The sequence below is a fragment of the Hydrogenimonas cancrithermarum genome, assembly GCF_030296055.1.
Lineage (GTDB): Bacteria > Campylobacterota > Campylobacteria > Campylobacterales > Hydrogenimonadaceae > Hydrogenimonas > Hydrogenimonas cancrithermarum.
The window spans coordinates 1,044,434-1,061,914 of record NZ_AP027370.1; the positions used below are offsets into that span (position 1 = coordinate 1,044,434).

Sequence of the window (17,481 nt, forward strand, 5' to 3'; positions counted from 1 at the left end):
GAAAATTCCGTTTCAATTCCCATAGGGTACTTCAAAATCCAGTCTGTGGTAACATTTACCCACTCTGTATCAGGTTTCAATTCCCATAGGGTACTTCAAAATTAGCTTCCGAAATCTGTCCGCCCACTCGTCGATGGGTTTCAATTCCCATAGGGTACTTCAAAATGCTTTTCGCTTTTGCAATGCCTGCCGGACCCGAAGTTTCAATTCCCATAGGGTACTTCAAAATAAGAAGCTCATCGAGGAGTATACTTCCGCATCGTCAGTTTCAATTCCCATAGGGTACTTCAAAATGAGAGGATATATATATTCCTGTCGATGTAGATGGGTTTCAATTCCCATAGGGTACTTCAAAATAAAAGTCAAGTTGATCTTTTATCCTTGCACTGAAATCTGGTTTCAATTCCCATAGGGTACTTCAAAATGAAGTTAGTGATAGTTGAAACGTCTATCTCAATCGTGTTTCAATTCCCATAGGGTACTTCAAAATAGCACCAATTACTCCATAAGAAGGAGCTTTCAGGTATCCATTTCCTTAAAATTATACCTGAAAAACAGCTGCTATCCAAAAGTTTTCTATTTAGCTATTCCCATAAAAATAGGGTTTTAAAAATCTTAAAAATCACTTTACTTGGGTTTACCCTGATAAAAAGGACGATACTCGTCATATTCACAAATGCAGCGTTTAAGGTGATTGACCTCGCGACGGATTATCTGTCTCCAAGTGAGCCGCTGCTTACCAATAGTAATCTGTTCGGTTAGTTTGCCGATCATCGCCGTTTCGATTGTCTTGATGGCGTCGTTGGTAAAACGGATGCGGCCGGCATTCACTTGGAACGATCTGGAGGTGATCTGCTCACGGTTGAGCAGGGTGAAGATGAGATTGTCTCCAATGACGGGTTTGAAGATCTCCGCAACATCCAGATGAAGGCTCAAAGCCCGATAATTTGGCTCATGTAAAAACCCGATGCGCGGATCGAGTTCTGTTTTGTAGATTTCACTAAGTACCACGTTGTAAATACGAGTGTTGACATAGGATATCATCGCGTTAATCTTATCGGCTGGTGGGCGTTTGGTACGGATGGTAAACTTGAAGCTGCGCTGGTTTTTGACAATAGTATTCCAACGCTGGTAGTACTCTTTTTTAAACGCACCCTCTACCGCCATCACTTCACCGATGCTTCGGGCACTTTCCAGCGCTTCCAAATGGGGTTTTTCTTCCATCTCCACCCCACGTCGGATACAATTGTAGACGCCATTGCGTATCTGTCCCTCGGTGAAGGCTTTGGCAATATAAAGACGCTGTTTCGGATCGTCGAAAGCCCGTACCTGTTGCAGCAGCACGAAACCGCTTTTATTGACGCTATTCGGGGTATTGGGATAGAAGTTTCCTCTAAAACTCTGGTAAGGGCTGAAGAAATGCAACAGGATATTATTGTCAGCCAGAAAAGCTAGAGTGTAACTGTCAATCTCCACTCTGGCTAGTACATAGATTTCATCGATGGCGTTTATGGGTAAAATTTTCGCCTGCACCAACGTCTCATCTTCGTTATAACGGTCGAAATAGAGATTATTGTCTCGGCGTCTAAGCCTCCCGGGACTCAGTATAAAATGAGTACGGTCATTTTTTTGCATATTTGCTCCTAACTGAAAAGCGGCTCGTTCTTGTCGATACCGATGACCTCCCTACGAGTATAGCTGGGTTTGTCGAATTCGTATATGACGATGGAATCAAGATCGTGTTCGCACTCTTTTTTTAGCTTCGCTTTGAGCTTTTTGAGATCACTTGGTCGAATCTCCCCTTCGAAAACCGAATATTGCACCCTGGGCAGATACTTCTCGACCGCTTTCCGAATGCTCCGGCTATTATCTTTTTCCTTCATGGAACGATCGGCAATGTCATAAAATAAAATCACATACATATGTAACCTTCAATAACAGTAGTTACGGTATCCGCATTTGGCGCAAAAGGCGATCTTTTCAGGCTTGGGTGGCCTTGGCTCATCCAAAAACCGGCTCATCTCTTCAAGTAACGCCTCCATCATCCGCATATTTTCCTCATTTCCTTCGACGAAAAGCACCTTTTTGCCACTGATGACCTTACCGTCGATTTTCCTGAGTTTAAGATTCTTTTTGAGCAGGTACATGTAAAAGAGCAGCTGCATCTTCGCACCTTCCGGATTTCTAAAGCTTTTTTTGTATTCCGTGACTACGTAATGACCCCGTTCTTTGCCAATTTTGTCGAACTTGAGGTTGGAAAAGGCGAAATCCTCAAGCTGTTTTTCCTCCTTGATCTCCGCAAGTGCCCGCCCCATAAGGATATTTTCATCGTTTTGGTCCGCTGAAATTCTGTGGGCGAAGAGCCATGCCTCTCTCTTGCAGGTAACGTAATACTGCACCGTCGTACCGGTGATGAGATCGGGGTCATACATAATGAAATCTGCATTGGGCGACGATCAGACAATCACCGTCTACCTTGTAAACCAGCCGATGCTCGTCGGTAATTCGCCGGGAAAAGTAACCGGCTAGATTACCTTTGAGCATCTCCGGTTTGCCAAGCCCATGATTGTCTTGAGGATTGCGCGTGATATCTTTAATGAGCAGGTTGATCCGTTTGAGCACTTTTTTATTGGTCTGCTGCCAATGGAGATAATCTTCCCAGGCAATGTCGGAAAACGCTACAATCACTCTTCTACCAACTCTCTTTCCTGAAACCTTCCGGCTTCAATCTGACGAATCGACTCCAACAAACGCTCCCTGTTGGCAGGAGTCGAAAGCAAATAGAGCGTCTCCTTCATGCTGTTGTATTCATCCACCGAAATAAGTATCGCCTTGGCATCGTTTTTGGTAGTGATAAGATACTCCTCGAAATTTCGATCCACATCCTCAATCAACGATTTGAGATTGTTTCTAGCATGAGAGTAGTTGACGGCTTGCATTTTTTCTCCTTTTTGACAAAATATTGTCAAATTGTAGCCTATTGACAAAATATTGTCAAAACAATTCGAACAACCCTTCAATTCCCTGCTCCTCTTCAATCAAAAAGCCTGTTTTTTCGCTGTATATTCCCTGATATTCTTCCAAATAGAGCAGTCCAAACAGATCGCTTTTCTTAAATATCACACCACTTTTTGTGATATCTCTCTTCTTGATATTGAGAATATGTGGGAGAAACGATTTGAACATTTTCTCTTTTGCACGCTTCAATTCCCATCGCCCAAACTCTTTTTCAAGTTCGAAATATCGCCGTTCCATTTCACGCAGATCGACGCCGAGCACCACTGAATCGGTATAGTCGTCTTCGAGCCGGAAAATTTTCCGTAAGGCCTCGCCAATTTTCGGAAAGTCAAATTTTTCGATCGCTTTCAAAATTTCGTACCGGTCCGACAGGGTCAAATCCAGTGTGGCAAAAAAGCTCTCTACCAGTTTCAGAATCTGCCGCTCCTCTATCCCGTCACACTCCTGCAAAGCGATCAAAAGATGATTGCGCGTCGCGCTCATCAAAGAACTGTCATAAATCTCATATCCCAACTTATCGAATATCTTCACTTCCGCCTGCCCTCGCAACCCTTCACGATTGATCCGACCCGCAGTTTGAATAATGGAGCTAAGAGGCGCGAGCTCTCTGAACCCTATATCGAAATCAAGGTCCACTCCCGCTTCCACCACTTGAGTGGAGATCAGCACTTTCTCTTCTACCCGATTGGACGTTTTTGTACGTAATGCACTCAAAGTCTTTTCGCGATCGACCGGCAACATATAGGAGTTGAGTGCATAGAGCCGTTCCTCTTCGATATTCTCTTTCAAACGCCCATACAACCGTTTGGCATTTTTGATAGTATTGACCACACAAAGCACCGAACGTCCTCTGCCGGCGGCATCGATCACTTCCATTGCCAGCTCTTCAAGCTTTCGTTCCTCATCGGTTTCTTTTAGATCGATCCATTTCAGAATGTAACGGTTTTTACTCCGAAAAAGCACCTTCTTATCCGCCAGTTCGGGAACGTTTCTGGCCACGATCGGCATCGTAGCGCTCATCAACACAAAAACTGTGCCTAATATCTTTGCCAAAGGCTCGAAAAGTTGCTGCATCACCTTCCACAACTCAAATGGAATCGCCTGCACCTCATCGAGCACCACCACGCTGTTTCGCAAACTTTGAAATTTGATGTTGTCACTGTTGTGTTCACTGAAAAGCGCGAAAAAAAGCTGATAGAAAGTGGTTACAATAAAAGGATGGCTCCAGCTCTCTACCAAATATTTGATCCTGTCATAGTCGTTGTGCCCCTCTTCGTCCATCTCGGGATAGGCCACCCTGTAATGATGGGCCGTGATGCCTCCTGAAAAAATCTCCGAAAAAATCGCGACAGTTTGGTCAATGATACTGGTAAACGGAATAGCGTAAATGATACGTTTTTTACCCTCTTTTTTGGCGATAGTCAATGCCAGTTCCAAAGAGGCAAGTGTTTTTCCTGCACCTGTAGGCGCCGTGATGGTTACCACCCGTTGGGGGTCTTCCTTCCAATTCCTCACAATATGATGCGCCGCTTTAGAGCGAAACGACGTTGTATCGAAACCTTTTCTCTTTTTGTAGTGTTCGAGATCTTCGACCGAACACTTCAGAGCAGGAGGATGAAAGGTCTTCGAAGTGATTGCTTCATATTTATCAGCGAAAATCAGTTTTGAATAGAGCAATTTCTGGTGGATGAAATCTTCCGGACCCATCTGCAGCTCGTCGAAATCGAAACCCAAGTCTTCCAACAGTTCTTTGTCCATTCCGGGAAGGTTCCACCATCTTTCAACTTCCTCGTTCGCCAACAACTCGGCATATTGCCGCTGCCAAAGATTCCAGGACCATCCCATCTGCACCGAAAGCGTTTCAGCCAACTTTTTTCTACTTTTTAACGGCGTATGGTGCGAAAAGATCGCATCGGAAATCATAAGCAGCTCTTTGGATGAGAGTCTATCGGCATTGGCCAATAAAAAGGCCAGTGCCGAAACACCTGCATGAGGATCCGCCGAATCGCTCTTGTTGCGAATGTAGCACTGGAAAGATTCGGTACACTTTCCTAGATCATGAAACTTTGCGGCCAAGATAAAGAGCCTATCTCCATCAAAAGCTTCTATCCGGCCGATATGATCGATCAGCCTTTTACCCGGGTGTGAAAGAATTTCGCTCAACTCCATATAACACGGCTACCTTCCACTTCGTACACGCCCACATCGCGACAACGAATCGAACGGCCTGATGTCTCTACCAAATAATCCCTGAAACCTCCGAATTCTCGCCCATTTGCGATCCGGGTCGCCATCCGCACATCGGTATAGGATTTCCCATCCTCCAACTCGAAGTCGACATCCAGAGGAACCATGGAATCCACCATTACATCATCATATCGGATCGAACACCCCTCAGCAATTCCCAAAAATGAATAGGAGGCAAGACAGAAGTTGACTCCCATATAGAGAGGATAATAAGCCCTTCCATCTTCCATCGCGAAGAGTAGACGGTCGCGGACATCTTTTCCCACCTCCGAAAGATCGCAGTAGATTCTGTAATGTGGTGACACCAGAAGCTCCCGGTAAAACTGTTTACGCCCTTTACGAAAGCCGTTTCGCTCCTTGGACGGATCGAGCTCAATGAGAGCATCCTTGATACCATTGAAGCAAAATTGCCGTTTCCCCTCCAGTCGCTCCACAACCACAGCATACCTCATGGCATTGAACGACAGATAATCTTGCACCCCCATAATGGCTCCCAGCATTCCCATCACAGTGGTCTTGGGCGGTACGGGGTAGGTGAGTGAACTGTAATTCGTGGCCGGATGGCTGAAATGACCATAATCGGCCTCGATACGCCAAACCAATACCATCGCTATATCCCAAAGTCCCTGCGTTGCCACGTTTCGGGTATCGGTTCGATCGTGAGGGCTTCATCGTACCAATACTCCACCATGGCGATTTTGTCAGCGGCTTTATCCATCTTTTCAATCAGTCGGATGAGATCGATGCGGTATTCATCGATGGTCCGGATTTCGTTTCGCGCCTCCTTGTTGCTCACAAGATCCACCAGGTTATCGAGTGCACCGATGTAATGGCCTGGTTCTTTATAGGTGATTTTGAGCAAGAAACGGGGCATCTGTCCAAATTTGCTCCGAGAGATCAGGTTTTTTGTCCCCATCCAGAGCCCTTCAAGTACCGCTTTCACATCCTCTTCGCCGAGTTCGGTATCCGTTGCGGCCAAGGCATTGACGATGCCGTAGGTACCGAAGATCGCATAAGGCAGGATGTATTCTTCCCGAAAAGTTTTATTCTCTTTGCCCGCCTGACTGGCGAACGCTCCCGTCCCTTTGACGAAGACAATCTCCGTCTCATGCAGCGACTTACTCATCTTGAACTGCATGGGACCGGTCAGGCTGTTGGTCTGCTTTTCAACGGGAAAGACTCCACCAAAAGCTCTCACATCGATACACTTTTGCAAAATGGCACGCTCAACGTCTTCGGCGGCACCCGCTACGGTCTTGACTCGCTGTTTTCCGTCAGCCAGTCCCTTCCCACTCACCTCTTCCTTGACGAAAATCTCATATCCTTTGGCATCCAGATAATCGCGAATCGTCCGTTTGATCCGTACGTCGCTCACCAATGCTCTACGGCTGACCTCATCATACCTCGGCGCATTGGCATTGAGTATGTCGCCATTTGGATTCCAGTTTTCTCCATCCCACAAAAAAAGCAGTTCCGCTTGCTTTGCAATCTCTTTTTCAGCCATTGTTTTCCTCCTTTTTCGGTCTGTTTTCACGATACGTTTTTAAATCCACAGCTCCCATGACAAAGGCGATGTTTGCCTGATCAATCGAAACGATATCCTCTTTCTTCAATGTCTCTTTCACCTCGGCATAGAGCGTCATCAAATCATCGTAGTCGCTTCCATACATCGAGTATTTGCGGCTCGCCTCGTAGATCTTGCGAAAGACACGGTCACTGTTTTGCATCGACAGCGCCCCGATGCCGTCGAGATATTTCTGTAGCGCATCGCTACCGTTTTGGTACTGCCAGTCCATCACAAATTTCGCCAACGCTCCCAATACATAAAATTCCCGTGCCCTCGGCTTTTGTCGAAGCAGCTCCACCGCTTCGAACTTCTCTTTCGCCAATTGCGAAAAACGCTTACCTTCCTGCATCCTCACCTCCTTGTTCTCATGTAAATAGTCGTTTACGTTAAAACCCACTACGCCGAGTTTTCTCAGAAAATCCAAAAATCTCTGGTGCTTTTTGAAATCTATATCTTCGATATAGTATCCGTGAACGATCTCAGAAAGTTCCCGGCGTTCGCCGTTTTCCCGATTGTCGCCATAAAATATTTTCCTGGCGACCCAACGCTCAAGCAGTGGCATTGTCGGAATCGATTCTTTGCCAAATATCAGTTTTGCCAGCAGCAATCCATCTTCAATATAGTCTCCTAGATAGACCCTATGGAGTTCCCGATTCTTGACTTTGATAAAGCGTGACGCTTTGCCTTCCATTCCATCCTCGTCCATTAGGGCAAACGCCCGTACAATCCTGGAAGGTGCCACATCTTCGATGAGATGGTGCAGATCGATGGCATTGTTCTGTTTGTGGGCAAAAAGAAAACTTAGCAGCACCTTTTTGCCCATCCGTTCACCTACCAATCCTTTTGCCAGCCTCTGCAACTGCTTTTCGGCCATCACTTTACTTTCGGCACTCCCTGAATCCTCCCTGGAAAGCTGTGCCAGCTTGTCAAAAAAGTGTCGCTTCTCCTCAAAAAAGAGTGTTGGGAGTAGATAATAATTCAAACCGAATAGAGAAAAACGAAATATCTTCGCTTCGAAAAGTTTGACAAACCCCTGTTTCACCAGACATGCTTCGTCACGCCCCAAAGGAAGCAGTCGGTATTTGGTGATCTTCTGCAAAGGCTTGGGCAATTCGTTGACACTACAGAAATTGAGTCCTGCATCATATCCGATAACCATATCGTCGCTAAAATAGCTCGCACCTCTTTTCGTAAATACCCCTTCGCAAACCTTCTGCGCATAATTCTGCGCAACTTCAGGAAAAAGCTCATAAAAGGTCTTCCCATCCACTGTGAGGGCCAAATAGAGGTTTTTGATCTCCTTGTAGGGTTCAAGCAGGGCTTCGATCCTATCAGCATCGATGCGTTCATCAAATTTTCTGAGCTCTTCACGTCTGGCTTCGTCGAGGTATCTACGCATATTTTTAAATGCTTTTTTCAGCGCCTCTTTTAGTTTGTCAGGAGTATAGAAGAAAAAAGGATAGAGATTTCCACCGTTTGAAGAGGTCACCCGTAAAAAGAGTCTGGACCTAATCGCTTCTTTGTCGTAAATCTCCACCCGATCCATATCGTCGATATCTACCAGTGCAATCTTTTCAATCGTCTTGACGTCGATCTGATTGTAATCCTGTAACGCTTCGTCCCGATACGCCACACCCACATCCCGAAATATTTTTACCAGATCTGCCATCACAATATCTCCAAAAATCCCAGATTTTTCATCGTGTCGCTTCCCATCCCGGTTTTCAGAAGAAGATTCAGCATCTCTTTGTCCGCTTCTATCTCATATCTAGCATTCCAAGCAACATAGGGAATATTTTCGTACCAGAAAGTCTGAGGTTTTGGACTTTGCCATTTGGGAGTGACGATCAGTTTTCCTTCATAAGGTTTTCCAAGCAAGGCTTCAAACTTTTGCAGCGAATGCTTGAGAACGATCCCAGTGTGTCGGTTTTCACCGGGTTCTAGAAAGATCTTACGGCCCGTCAGCGGATTTTTGACAGCGGCACATACAAATCCTCGTACCTGCAATCTGCCTTCTTCTGGAGCTTCACGTTCCACCAGACTTACCGACGTCTGGGCAAAATGTACCTCTCCAAGCTTCAACCCCTCTTTGAGTACTGCCATGGCAAGCTCTTTTTCATGCAGAGGATTGAGTGCGGTGAAGTCGATCTCAAAACGGTCTTCGAAGTAGCGGATGCGAAAATTGGTGCTCTTGAAGCGTTTGCCGGTAGAGTGGGCATAGCCTTCATGCTCCTTCGGAGGTAGACAGGTATACGAAAAGGCTTGAAAAAGGCGGGCCATGCTCCTTCTTATCCGCACTCTTTCAGTGGAGGTTCTAGCAACGATATGAAGCACTCTTGATCCTTTCAAAACCGGTTATGGCGTATCGTATCCAGTGAAAACGACAGCATCGTGTCTGGTTGAAAAGATTATACTGTTTTTTGGTTTATTTTGTTAAACAATCAATAATTTTCGTCGTCCACCGCTTCGATACCCCGGGCTTTGGCTTCGGCGGCCATGATGCCGGCCTCTTTTTCGCTGATGAGATTGCCCTCTTCGTCATAGAGTTTTCCGGTACGGACACCGCAGCTGGGGCTTCTGGCCTTCCCGACGAAGAGGTCGATGTCGGGATGGTCTTCGAAAAACTTCTCGGCATATTCGACGATGGGTTCGGTACGGTCGGCTTTGGAGTATTTGGTAAGTGCTTTGACGCCCTCGGGGGTGACGGTGAGGTCCATCGCTTCGCGCGGGGTGCCGAAACAGGCGTCTTCGGGGCAGAAGAACACGATTTCACACCCCTCTTTTTCCAGTTTTTCCATCACTTCCGGATTGCCCTTTGGCTCACCGTTGTAGCGGCAATTCTTTCCGGCCAGACAGGCGCTGACGGCCACTTTTTTACCCATTTCAGAAAATCACCACCGACTGGATCTCCGTGAACTCCTCCAGGGCGAACTGCGGTCCTTCGCGGCCGACACCGGAGAGCTTCATGCCGCCGTAGGGCTGGATGTCGAAGCGCACCGTCGGGACATCGTTGACGACGATGCCGCCGCACTCGAACGCATCGAGCGCGCGCTGCGTCATACGCAGGTCGTTGGTGAAGATGGAGAACTGCAGGCCGTAGGGGGAGTCGTTCATCTTCCGGGCCGCTTCGTCGAAACTTTCGACTTTGACGAGGCTGACGATCGGGGCGAAGACCTCCTCGCAGACGATGGCCATATCGTCCGTGACGTCGGCCATGACGGTCGGGGCGAAAATGCCGTCTACGAGCTCACCCCCCGCGACGACGCGGGCACCCTCTTTTGCGGCACTCTCGACCCACCGCATCGCCCGCTCTTTCGATTCGTCGTTGATGAGCGGGCCCATGAAGGTGTCGTCGTCGTAGGGGCTGCCGACTTTGAGCTTTTTCGTCTCTTCCGCCAGCGCTTCGGCGAAGTCGTCGTAAACCGCGGCATCGACGTAGATACGCTGCAAAGAGATGCAGACCTGGCCGGAGTTGACGAAGGCACCAAAGGCGCAGCGCGCTGCGGCATGGGCGATGTCGGCGCTCTTTTCGACGAATGTCGCCGCGTTGCCGCCGAGCTCCAGGCTCACCTTCTTGATACCCGCGCTTTTCGTGATGATGTTGCCGACCGGGACGCTGCCCGTAAAGCTGACGACACGCGGTATGGGGCTCGTCACGAGTGCGCTCCCCACTTCGGCATCGCCATAGACGACACTCAAGGCGTCTTCGACAGCGTATTCGCTTTCGATGAAGAGTTTTGCGAAGAGGTAGGCCGTCGCCGGCGCTTCCGGGGTCGGCTTGAGCACGACGCTGCAGCCGGCTCCCAGGGCGGGAGCGAGTTTGTGCGCGGCGAGATTGAGCGGGAAGTTGAACGGGGTGATCGCCACGACGACGCCGGCGGGAACGCGGCGCCAGAAGGCCGTCGATCTCTTTCCGCTCGGTGTCGCGTCGGTCGGGATCGTCTCACCCCGCAGATGAACCAGTGCATCGGCCGTCAGGTCGATCGTCTCGATACAGCGATCCACCTCGATGCGGCTGAACATGACCGGCTTCCCGATCTCGTCGGTAATCGTTTTGGCAAAAAGCTCCTTCTGTTCTCTCATCCGTTTCGCCACGTCACGTAGCCATGCGATACGCTGTGAAAGCGGTGCTCTCCTGCTTCGCTCGAAGGCGCTTTCCGCTACCTTCAGCGCCGCTTCGGCATCTTCGGCACCGCAAAGCGGAAACACTGAAACCACCTCACCGCTGTATGGTGATTTTCTCTCCCCTTTTTCACCTTTTGAAACCGTTTTGGACCCCATAAAGATTTTCGCTTCGATCATGCTATCCCTTTTTCAAAAACTGCTTTTAATCTATTATAAGATAAAATCAACCAATTTTTTACTGAAACATCTCTTTTGGAGTACTGAATGAAACAAGCTGATACCATTTGGATGAACGGCAGACTGGTTCCCTGGGACGAGGCGAACGTTCATATCCTGACACATACGCTACACTACGGCAACGGCGTCTTCGAAGGGACCCGCGCCTACAAGACCGACAAAGGACTGGCGATCTTCCGTCTGCGCGACCACACCCGGCGCCTGCTCAACTCGGCCAAGATCACGATGATCAAGAGCCCATACACACTCGAAGAACTCGAAGCCGCACAGCTGGAACTGCTGCGCGAAAACCACTTCGAAAGCAACGTCTACATTCGCCCGCTCATCTATCTGGGATACGGCGTCATGGGCCTCTACCACATCAACGCCCCCGTCGAAGTGGCGATCGCGGCATGGGAGTGGGGCAGCTACCTCGGCGACGATGGGCTCGAAAACGGAATCCGCGTCAAAATCGCCTCGTTTGCCAGAAACTCGGTCAAATCGACGATGGGCAAAGCCAAGGCGGTCGCCAACTATCTCAACAGCCAGATGGCCAAATTCGAAGCGCTCGAAGCGGGCTACGAAGAGGCGCTGCTTCTCGATGACGAAGGCTTTGTCGCCGAAGGGAGCGGCGAATGTTTCTTCATCGTCCGCGACGGTGTCATCGTCACGCCACCGCACGACAACAGCCTCGAATCGATCACCCAGGCGACTGTCATCGAGCTTGCCGAAAAACTGGGTTACACCGTCGAATTCCGCCGTATCACCCGCGACGAAGTCTACATCGCCGACGAAGCTTTCTTCACGGGGACCGCGGCGGAGGTGACACCGGTGCGCGAAGTCGACGCCCGCGTTATCGGCGAAGGCAAACGCGGCCCGATTACCGAACATTTGCAGCGTGAATACTTCGATGTCGTTTACGGCCGAAACAAAGATTTCGAACACTATTTGACCTATATCTAAATTTTGTTATCGGGTATACTGGGATTGAAAAACCTTTTTTCAAAAACCAAAACACTCGATACACAACATAGTACTTAACACAAAAAAGGAACATCATGCCAGCAGACATGAACGACTATTTCAATAAGCAGCGCGGCAAAGGCGGCGACAACCAGCCTCCGAAACCGCCACAGTTCATCCAGGATTTCAGCAAGAAAGCGACGGCGCTTTACGTGCTCATCATCGTCGCGGCGCTACTGATATTTTTCAAACCGTTCGTCGTCATCAACTCCGGCGAAGTCGGTATTTTGAAAACGGCGGGTAAGTTCGATCCCCAGCCGCTTCAGCCGGGGCTTCACCTCTTCATTCCCGCCATACAGGATGTCATCGTCGTCGACACGCGCGTACGGATCGTCAACTATAAATCGCATGCGGGCGAAGGGGATTTCGACCGACGCGGCGGCGTTTTGATCAAACCGGCGATCGAAGTGCTCGACGCACGGGGCCTTCCTGTCAATATCGAATTGACGGTTCAGTACCGACTCAACCCGATGCGCGCTCCCCAAACCATCGCGGAATGGGGCCTCAACTGGGAAGAGAAGATCATCAACCCCGTCGTGCGTGATGTCGTTCGAAACGTCATCGGCCAGTACAAAGCAGAAGATCTTCCCGTCAAACGGAACGAAATCGCGATAAAAATCCAGACAGCGATCGCCAAAGAGATCGACAAACTGGAAGGCGAACCGGTCGAACTGGTCGCCGTGCAGTTGCGATCCATCATGCTGCCTCCGAAAATCAAAGACCAGATCGAGCGCGTTCAGATCGCGAAGCAGGAAGCGGAGCGTGTCAAATACGAGGTGTTGAGAGCGAAACAGGAAGCCGAGAAAAAAGCGGCACTCGCAAAAGGTACAGCTGACGCGAAAAAGATCGAAGCGCAAGGCGAAGCGGACCGTATCCGCATCGAGGCCAATGCACAGGCCAAAGCGAACAAACTGATCAGCGATTCACTCTCCGACAAACTTTTGACACTCAAACAGATTCAGATCCAGGGCAAGTTCAACGAAGCACTCAAGTTCAACAAAGACGCCAAAATCTTCCTGACACCCGGTGGTGCGGTACCGAATATCTGGATCGACAGCAAAGACAAACAGAAGACGACGACCGTAGGACGTTAGCATGATCACGATCGACTGGGAAAAGACGCCGCTCGTTCCTGCCATCGTGCAGGATGCCGACACCAAAGAGGTGCTGATGCTCGCTTACATGAACAAAGAGGCGTTCGAGAAAAGCCGCGACACCGGATATGCACACTACTACTCCAGAAGCCGCAAGCGTCTCTGGAAAAAAGGTGAAACCAGCGGCCACACCCAGGAGATCGTGCAGATGATGCTCGACTGCGACGGCGACACCTTGCTGCTGCTGGTGCATCAACACGGCGTCGCCTGCCATACGGGCCGCAAAAGTTGCTTCTTTACCGATATTCAGTCCGGTAAAACGACCACGGACGCGGAGGTCGATACGACTGCAGTCTACGGCGTCGTCGACACACTCTACCACACCATTCTCGAGCGGAAAAAGAGCGATCCGAACACTTCGTACACGGCAAAACTGCTGCAGGGAAAAGAGAACGGCATGCTCAAAAAAATCGTCGAGGAGGCGGGAGAGTTCTGTTTCGCCGTCAAAGACGACGATGAGGACGAGATCGTCTACGAGTGTGCGGACCTGACCTATCATGTCCTGGTCGCACTCGGAAAAAAAGAGATCTCTCCCGACCGTATCAAACAGGAGCTCGCACGCCGCTTCGGCATGAGCGGCATCGAAGAGAAAAACAGCAGAGACGATGGCTGAACTTTTTAAAAGTTACCTCTACTACACCTTTCATTCTCTTACAAAATACGATTTTATGGCGATTGGATGGGTTCTCTTCCTCGCTGTGCTCCTAATGATCCTCGGTGCTTTCATCAAGCGAAAAACGATTGCTTACGCACTTCTTTTTATCGGTTTTCTCCTCTTCTTCGCAGGCCCGCCAGCCATCAAGGTGGCGATGGACAGTTATCTAAGAGCAGCCGAAGTCGAGGTTGAAAAGGTAAAAACACTGGCATACAGCGACGCCGCTATCGTTGAAGGTACCATAGAAAATCGTGGAAAGATCAACTTTTCAAAATGCGATCTCGTGCTGATTTTCCGCAAACCTGCGAAGGGCGGGATCGAAGCACTCTCCGCTTTTTTCAAACCGCTCGATATCCGTATCGAGCCACTCGGCGAGGCACTCGAAAAAGGCTCGGCTAAACCCTTTAAAATAGTCGTCGATCATTTCAGTAGAAACGATTTCAATCTCTCCGTACTAGCGAGGTGCTATCCATGACCTATTTCACCATCATCCACTGGCTTATGCTTCTCTTTTTTCTGGCCCTCTTTATCCTACTGGTCATCGTCTCAAGAAAAGAGAGCCGGCCAAACGTCTTCTGGTCGATGGTCTTCGCATCGTTCCTGGTTACGTCGACAGCAGCCGTATTCAGCATGTTCGTACTCGACAAATATACAAAAAAAGGGAAACTGCTCTCGATAGAGAATCATCGGATACTCCGTACCGAAGAGATCGTTTTCAAAGGGAAGGTCGCCAATGTCGGGAAGTTCACGATCGGGAAGTGCAAACTCACGGTCAAGATGATCAACAATCCGGTGGAAGCGGGAAAACTGAGCGGAGGGCAGATATTCAAGCCTTCCGGACTCGAGTTCTTCAAATCGAAAGAGAAGAAGGAAAACCGGCCCAATACGATCGAAAAAGAGTTTGTCGTAGCCAGAGATCTCAAGCCGAGAGAAGTGCAGCCTTTCACGATACGGATGCACTATCCGCCCTACTTTTCAAAGACACGCCTTATCTACAAACTCTACTGCCACTGAAGAGTTTTGAGTTTTGAGTTTTGAGTTTTGAGAAAGATGACATGAACGGGAGTTCATGTCAAGGGTTCAGTAGATGTACCCCGCTTTTTTCAGCGCTTCACGAATATGCTTCATCTGCCGATGTTTGTTGCGGCACCACTCCGGAGCGAGCAGCGAATCGTCTTCGATACCTGCCGTCACACGCTGCACGCTGATCGTCGGCGGCAGCATCTTGATCGACTCGACCAGCAGCCTGATGTAGGTCTCTTCATCGATAGGCGTGAACTTTCCCTTCAAATAATCGACGGCGAGCGCCGTGTTTTTGACGACATAAAGGGGGTGAATCTTGATCGAGTCGATACCCCACCGGATTGACTCCCGAACGGTATCGAGCATCATCGTCTCATTTTCACCCGGCAGACCGAAAATCACGTGGCCGCAAACATTGAGCCCTTTTGCCTTGCTGCGTTCGATCCACTCTTTGACATTGGCACTGTCGTGCCCCCGATTGATCGCTTCGAGCGTCTCATCGTAGATCGACTGGATTCCATACTCGATCCATATCTCATACCTTTCGGAAAGTTCCGCAAGATAGTCGAGAATCTCGTCGGTCACGCTGTCACTGCGTGTTCCGATGCTCAGGCCGATACAGCCAGGCTGCCGCAGCGCCTCTTCATAGAGCGCCTTGAGCGTCTCGATAGGAGCATAAGTATTGGTAAACGACTGAAAATAGGCGAGAAACTTTTTCACGCCATATTTGCCCGCAAGGCGCTTCGATGTGGCACCGTACTGTATGCGCACCTGCTCGAGCTGTTTTTCAAGCAGCGGGTTTTCGCTGCTTGCGGGATTGAGATAGAACTTTTTCGAAGGTTTGGCGAGATTGGGGCTGAACGATTCGTTCAGACAAAACGTACACCCTCCCTTCGCGACGGTCCCGTCGATATTCGGACAGGTAAACCCCTGGATACTGAGCGGTACCTTGTAGACATCTTCGCCGAATTTTTTGCGAAAATACCGCCCAATGGTCAATACTTTTTTCACACTCCCCCTTTAACGCTTCGCTTGGCTGGAGGTGGAAGTCGAGAGAGTTTTCGTCTTGAAAACTCGGCTCCAACCTTCGCCTCTTCAACCTTCTAAACGATATAGTTCCCGTCGAAACAGGCTTTACAGTAACTCTGGTCATCCCCTACGGATCGCATGAGACCCTCGATCGAAATATAGGCGAGCGAGTCGGCTCCGATATAGTCACGGATCTCTTCCGTCGTCATACGCGCGCTGATCAATTTGTCTTTTTCCGGCGTATCGACCCCGTAGTAACAAGGATCGGTCGTCGGCGGAGAGGAGATACGCATATGTACCTCCGCCGCCCCCGCCTCTTTGAGCATCGAAACGATCTGTTTGCTGGTCGTACCCCGTACGATCGAGTCGTCGATGACGATGAGGCGCTTGCCTTCGATCACTTCGCGGATCGGACTCAGCTTCATTTTGACCTTCAGATTGCGAAGTTCCTGCGTCGGTTCGATAAAGGTACGGCCGACATAGTGGTTCCGCATAATACCGAGTTCGAACGGAATGCCACTCTCTTGCGAATAGCCGAGTGCCGCGGCAACGCCGCTGTCGGGGACCGGTACGACCATATCGGCATCGACGGGAAGCTCTTTGGCGAGTTCACGCCCCATCTTTTTCCGCAGCGTATAGACATTTTTTCCGTAGACCACGCTGTCAGGACGCGCAAAGTAGATATATTCAAAGATACATTTGTGCGGATCGGGCTCGAAAACCTGGATGGATCGCGGCGCTTTGCCCTTTTCGAATATCAGCATCTCGCCCGGCTTGATGTCGCGGATAAACTCCGCACCCACCAGATCGAACGCACACGTTTCGCTGGCGACCATGTAGCCGTCACCGAGCTTGGCCAGGCTTAGCGGGCGGAAGCCGAAACGGTCACGCACCGCATACATCTTGCTGCGGCTCTGGATGACGAAAGAGTATGCCCCCTCCACTTTGTGCAGTGCGTCGACGATACGGTCGATCAGGCGATCCTTTTCACTCTTGGCGATCAGGTGGATCATATTTTCCGTATCCATGAAGGTCTGGAAGATCGCACCCCGCTTGATCAACTGGTCACGCACCTCCTGTGCATTCGTCAGGTTGCCGTTATGAACGATCGCGATCTCTCCGAGATCGTAGCGTGCATACACCGGCTGAGCATCGAGAATCGAATCGTCCCCCGCAGTCGAGTAGCGGGTATGGCCGATCGCCATATCGCCCTTGAGCTTTTTGATCTTCTTTTCGGTAAAGACGCGCGTCACGAGCCCCCGATCTTTGATCAGATGAAACCTTCCCTCTTTGTTGGAGCAGATTCCTGCCGCCTCCTGGCCGCGATGCTGCAGCGCGAAAAGACCGAAATAAGCGATCTGCGCCGCACCTTTGACGTCGAAAACACCGACAACCGCACACTTTTCGTTTAATGCTCTATCCAT

Annotated in this window: 19 protein-coding genes and 1 CRISPR repeat array (1 of these 20 running past the window's edge); of the genes, 5 read left to right on the forward strand and 14 right to left on the reverse strand. The window is 49.6% G+C overall.

Translation table 11 applies throughout. The features are described 5' to 3' along the window. Positions 1-490: direct repeats of the CRISPR family, unit length 29 nt; unit sequence GTTTCAATTCCCATAGGGTACTTCAAAAT (it extends 1,277 nt beyond the left edge of the window). Between the two features lie 137 nt (positions 491-627). From cas1 to QUD54_RS05370, 12 genes are all read right to left on the reverse strand, one after another. Further along, complete coding sequence (cas1, locus tag QUD54_RS05315; protein WP_286337914.1) at positions 628-1,635, reverse strand: CRISPR-associated endonuclease Cas1; 1,008 nt, start codon at positions 1,633-1,635, stop codon at positions 628-630. Between the two features lie 8 nt (positions 1,636-1,643). Next, positions 1,644-1,922 (reverse strand): CRISPR-associated endonuclease Cas2, encoded by a 279-nt coding sequence (gene cas2, locus QUD54_RS05320; RefSeq protein WP_286337915.1) that lies wholly within the window; start codon positions 1,920-1,922, stop codon positions 1,644-1,646. Between the two features lie 9 nt (positions 1,923-1,931). Next, positions 1,932-2,432, reverse strand: coding sequence for a CRISPR-associated protein Cas4 (gene cas4, locus QUD54_RS05325; RefSeq protein ID WP_286337916.1), 501 nt, complete (start codon positions 2,430-2,432; stop codon positions 1,932-1,934). After that, a complete protein-coding gene (locus QUD54_RS05330; protein WP_286337917.1) occupies positions 2,425-2,688 on the reverse strand; it encodes a Txe/YoeB family addiction module toxin in 264 nt (87 codons plus the stop codon). Before QUD54_RS05330 ends, cas4 begins: the two co-directional genes overlap by 8 nt. Then, positions 2,685-2,939 (reverse strand): type II toxin-antitoxin system Phd/YefM family antitoxin, encoded by a 255-nt coding sequence (locus QUD54_RS05335; RefSeq protein ID WP_286337918.1) that lies wholly within the window; start codon positions 2,937-2,939, stop codon positions 2,685-2,687. Before QUD54_RS05335 ends, QUD54_RS05330 begins: the two co-directional genes overlap by 4 nt. Positions 2,940-2,994: 55 nt before the next feature. Next, on the reverse strand, positions 2,995-5,187 hold the full coding sequence (cas3, locus tag QUD54_RS05340; protein WP_286337919.1) for a CRISPR-associated helicase Cas3': 2,193 nt from the start codon (positions 5,185-5,187) through the stop codon (positions 2,995-2,997). Then, a complete protein-coding gene (gene cas5, locus QUD54_RS05345) occupies positions 5,178-5,903 on the reverse strand; it encodes a CRISPR-associated protein Cas5 (protein ID WP_286337920.1) in 726 nt (241 codons plus the stop codon). The genes cas3 and cas5 overlap by 10 nt, the downstream gene beginning before the upstream one ends. Next, positions 5,876-6,769, reverse strand: a complete 894-nt coding sequence (cas7b, locus tag QUD54_RS05350) for a type I-B CRISPR-associated protein Cas7/Csh2 (RefSeq protein WP_286337921.1) — start codon at positions 6,767-6,769, stop codon at positions 5,876-5,878. The genes cas5 and cas7b overlap by 28 nt, the downstream gene beginning before the upstream one ends. After that, entirely contained in the window at positions 6,762-8,501 is a 1,740-nt protein-coding gene (locus tag QUD54_RS05355) for a TM1802 family CRISPR-associated protein (protein WP_286337922.1), read from the reverse strand. The genes cas7b and QUD54_RS05355 overlap by 8 nt, the downstream gene beginning before the upstream one ends. Beyond that, on the reverse strand, positions 8,501-9,112 hold the full coding sequence (locus QUD54_RS05360; protein ID WP_286337923.1) for a CRISPR-associated endoribonuclease Cas6: 612 nt from the start codon (positions 9,110-9,112) through the stop codon (positions 8,501-8,503). The genes QUD54_RS05355 and QUD54_RS05360 overlap by 1 nt, the downstream gene beginning before the upstream one ends. Before the next feature lie 161 nt (positions 9,113-9,273). Beyond that, positions 9,274-9,714, reverse strand: a complete 441-nt coding sequence (locus QUD54_RS05365) for a DUF523 domain-containing protein (RefSeq protein WP_286337924.1) — start codon at positions 9,712-9,714, stop codon at positions 9,274-9,276. A 1-nt stretch (position 9,715) separates the two neighbouring features. Continuing rightward, entirely contained in the window at positions 9,716-11,134 is a 1,419-nt protein-coding gene (locus QUD54_RS05370) for an aldehyde dehydrogenase family protein (RefSeq protein ID WP_286337925.1), read from the reverse strand. An 87-nt stretch (positions 11,135-11,221) separates the two neighbouring features. Between QUD54_RS05370 and QUD54_RS05375 the strand changes: the two genes are divergently transcribed. The 5 genes from QUD54_RS05375 (at position 11,222) to QUD54_RS05395 (ending at position 15,019) form a co-directional block, all read left to right on the forward strand. Beyond that, positions 11,222-12,136, forward strand: coding sequence for a branched-chain amino acid transaminase (locus tag QUD54_RS05375; RefSeq protein ID WP_286337926.1), 915 nt, complete (start codon positions 11,222-11,224; stop codon positions 12,134-12,136). 95 nt (positions 12,137-12,231) lie between these two features. Continuing rightward, entirely contained in the window at positions 12,232-13,290 is a 1,059-nt protein-coding gene (locus QUD54_RS05380) for a prohibitin family protein (protein WP_286337927.1), read from the forward strand. A gap of 1 nt (position 13,291) precedes the next feature. Beyond that, on the forward strand, positions 13,292-13,963 hold the full coding sequence (hisIE, locus tag QUD54_RS05385) for a bifunctional phosphoribosyl-AMP cyclohydrolase/phosphoribosyl-ATP diphosphatase HisIE (RefSeq protein ID WP_286337928.1): 672 nt from the start codon (positions 13,292-13,294) through the stop codon (positions 13,961-13,963). Continuing rightward, positions 13,956-14,480 (forward strand): DUF2393 family protein, encoded by a 525-nt coding sequence (locus QUD54_RS05390; RefSeq protein ID WP_286337929.1) that lies wholly within the window; start codon positions 13,956-13,958, stop codon positions 14,478-14,480. The genes hisIE and QUD54_RS05390 overlap by 8 nt, the downstream gene beginning before the upstream one ends. Then, complete coding sequence (locus QUD54_RS05395; RefSeq protein WP_286337930.1) at positions 14,477-15,019, forward strand: DUF2393 family protein; 543 nt, start codon at positions 14,477-14,479, stop codon at positions 15,017-15,019. Before QUD54_RS05390 ends, QUD54_RS05395 begins: the two co-directional genes overlap by 4 nt. A 66-nt stretch (positions 15,020-15,085) precedes the next feature. Here the strand turns inward: QUD54_RS05395 and QUD54_RS05400 are convergent, their stop codons facing one another. Continuing rightward, positions 15,086-16,039 (reverse strand): TIGR01212 family radical SAM protein, encoded by a 954-nt coding sequence (locus QUD54_RS05400; protein ID WP_286337931.1) that lies wholly within the window; start codon positions 16,037-16,039, stop codon positions 15,086-15,088. Positions 16,040-16,131: 92 nt separating this feature from the next. Next, entirely contained in the window at positions 16,132-17,481 is a 1,350-nt protein-coding gene (purF, locus tag QUD54_RS05405; protein WP_286337932.1) for an amidophosphoribosyltransferase, read from the reverse strand.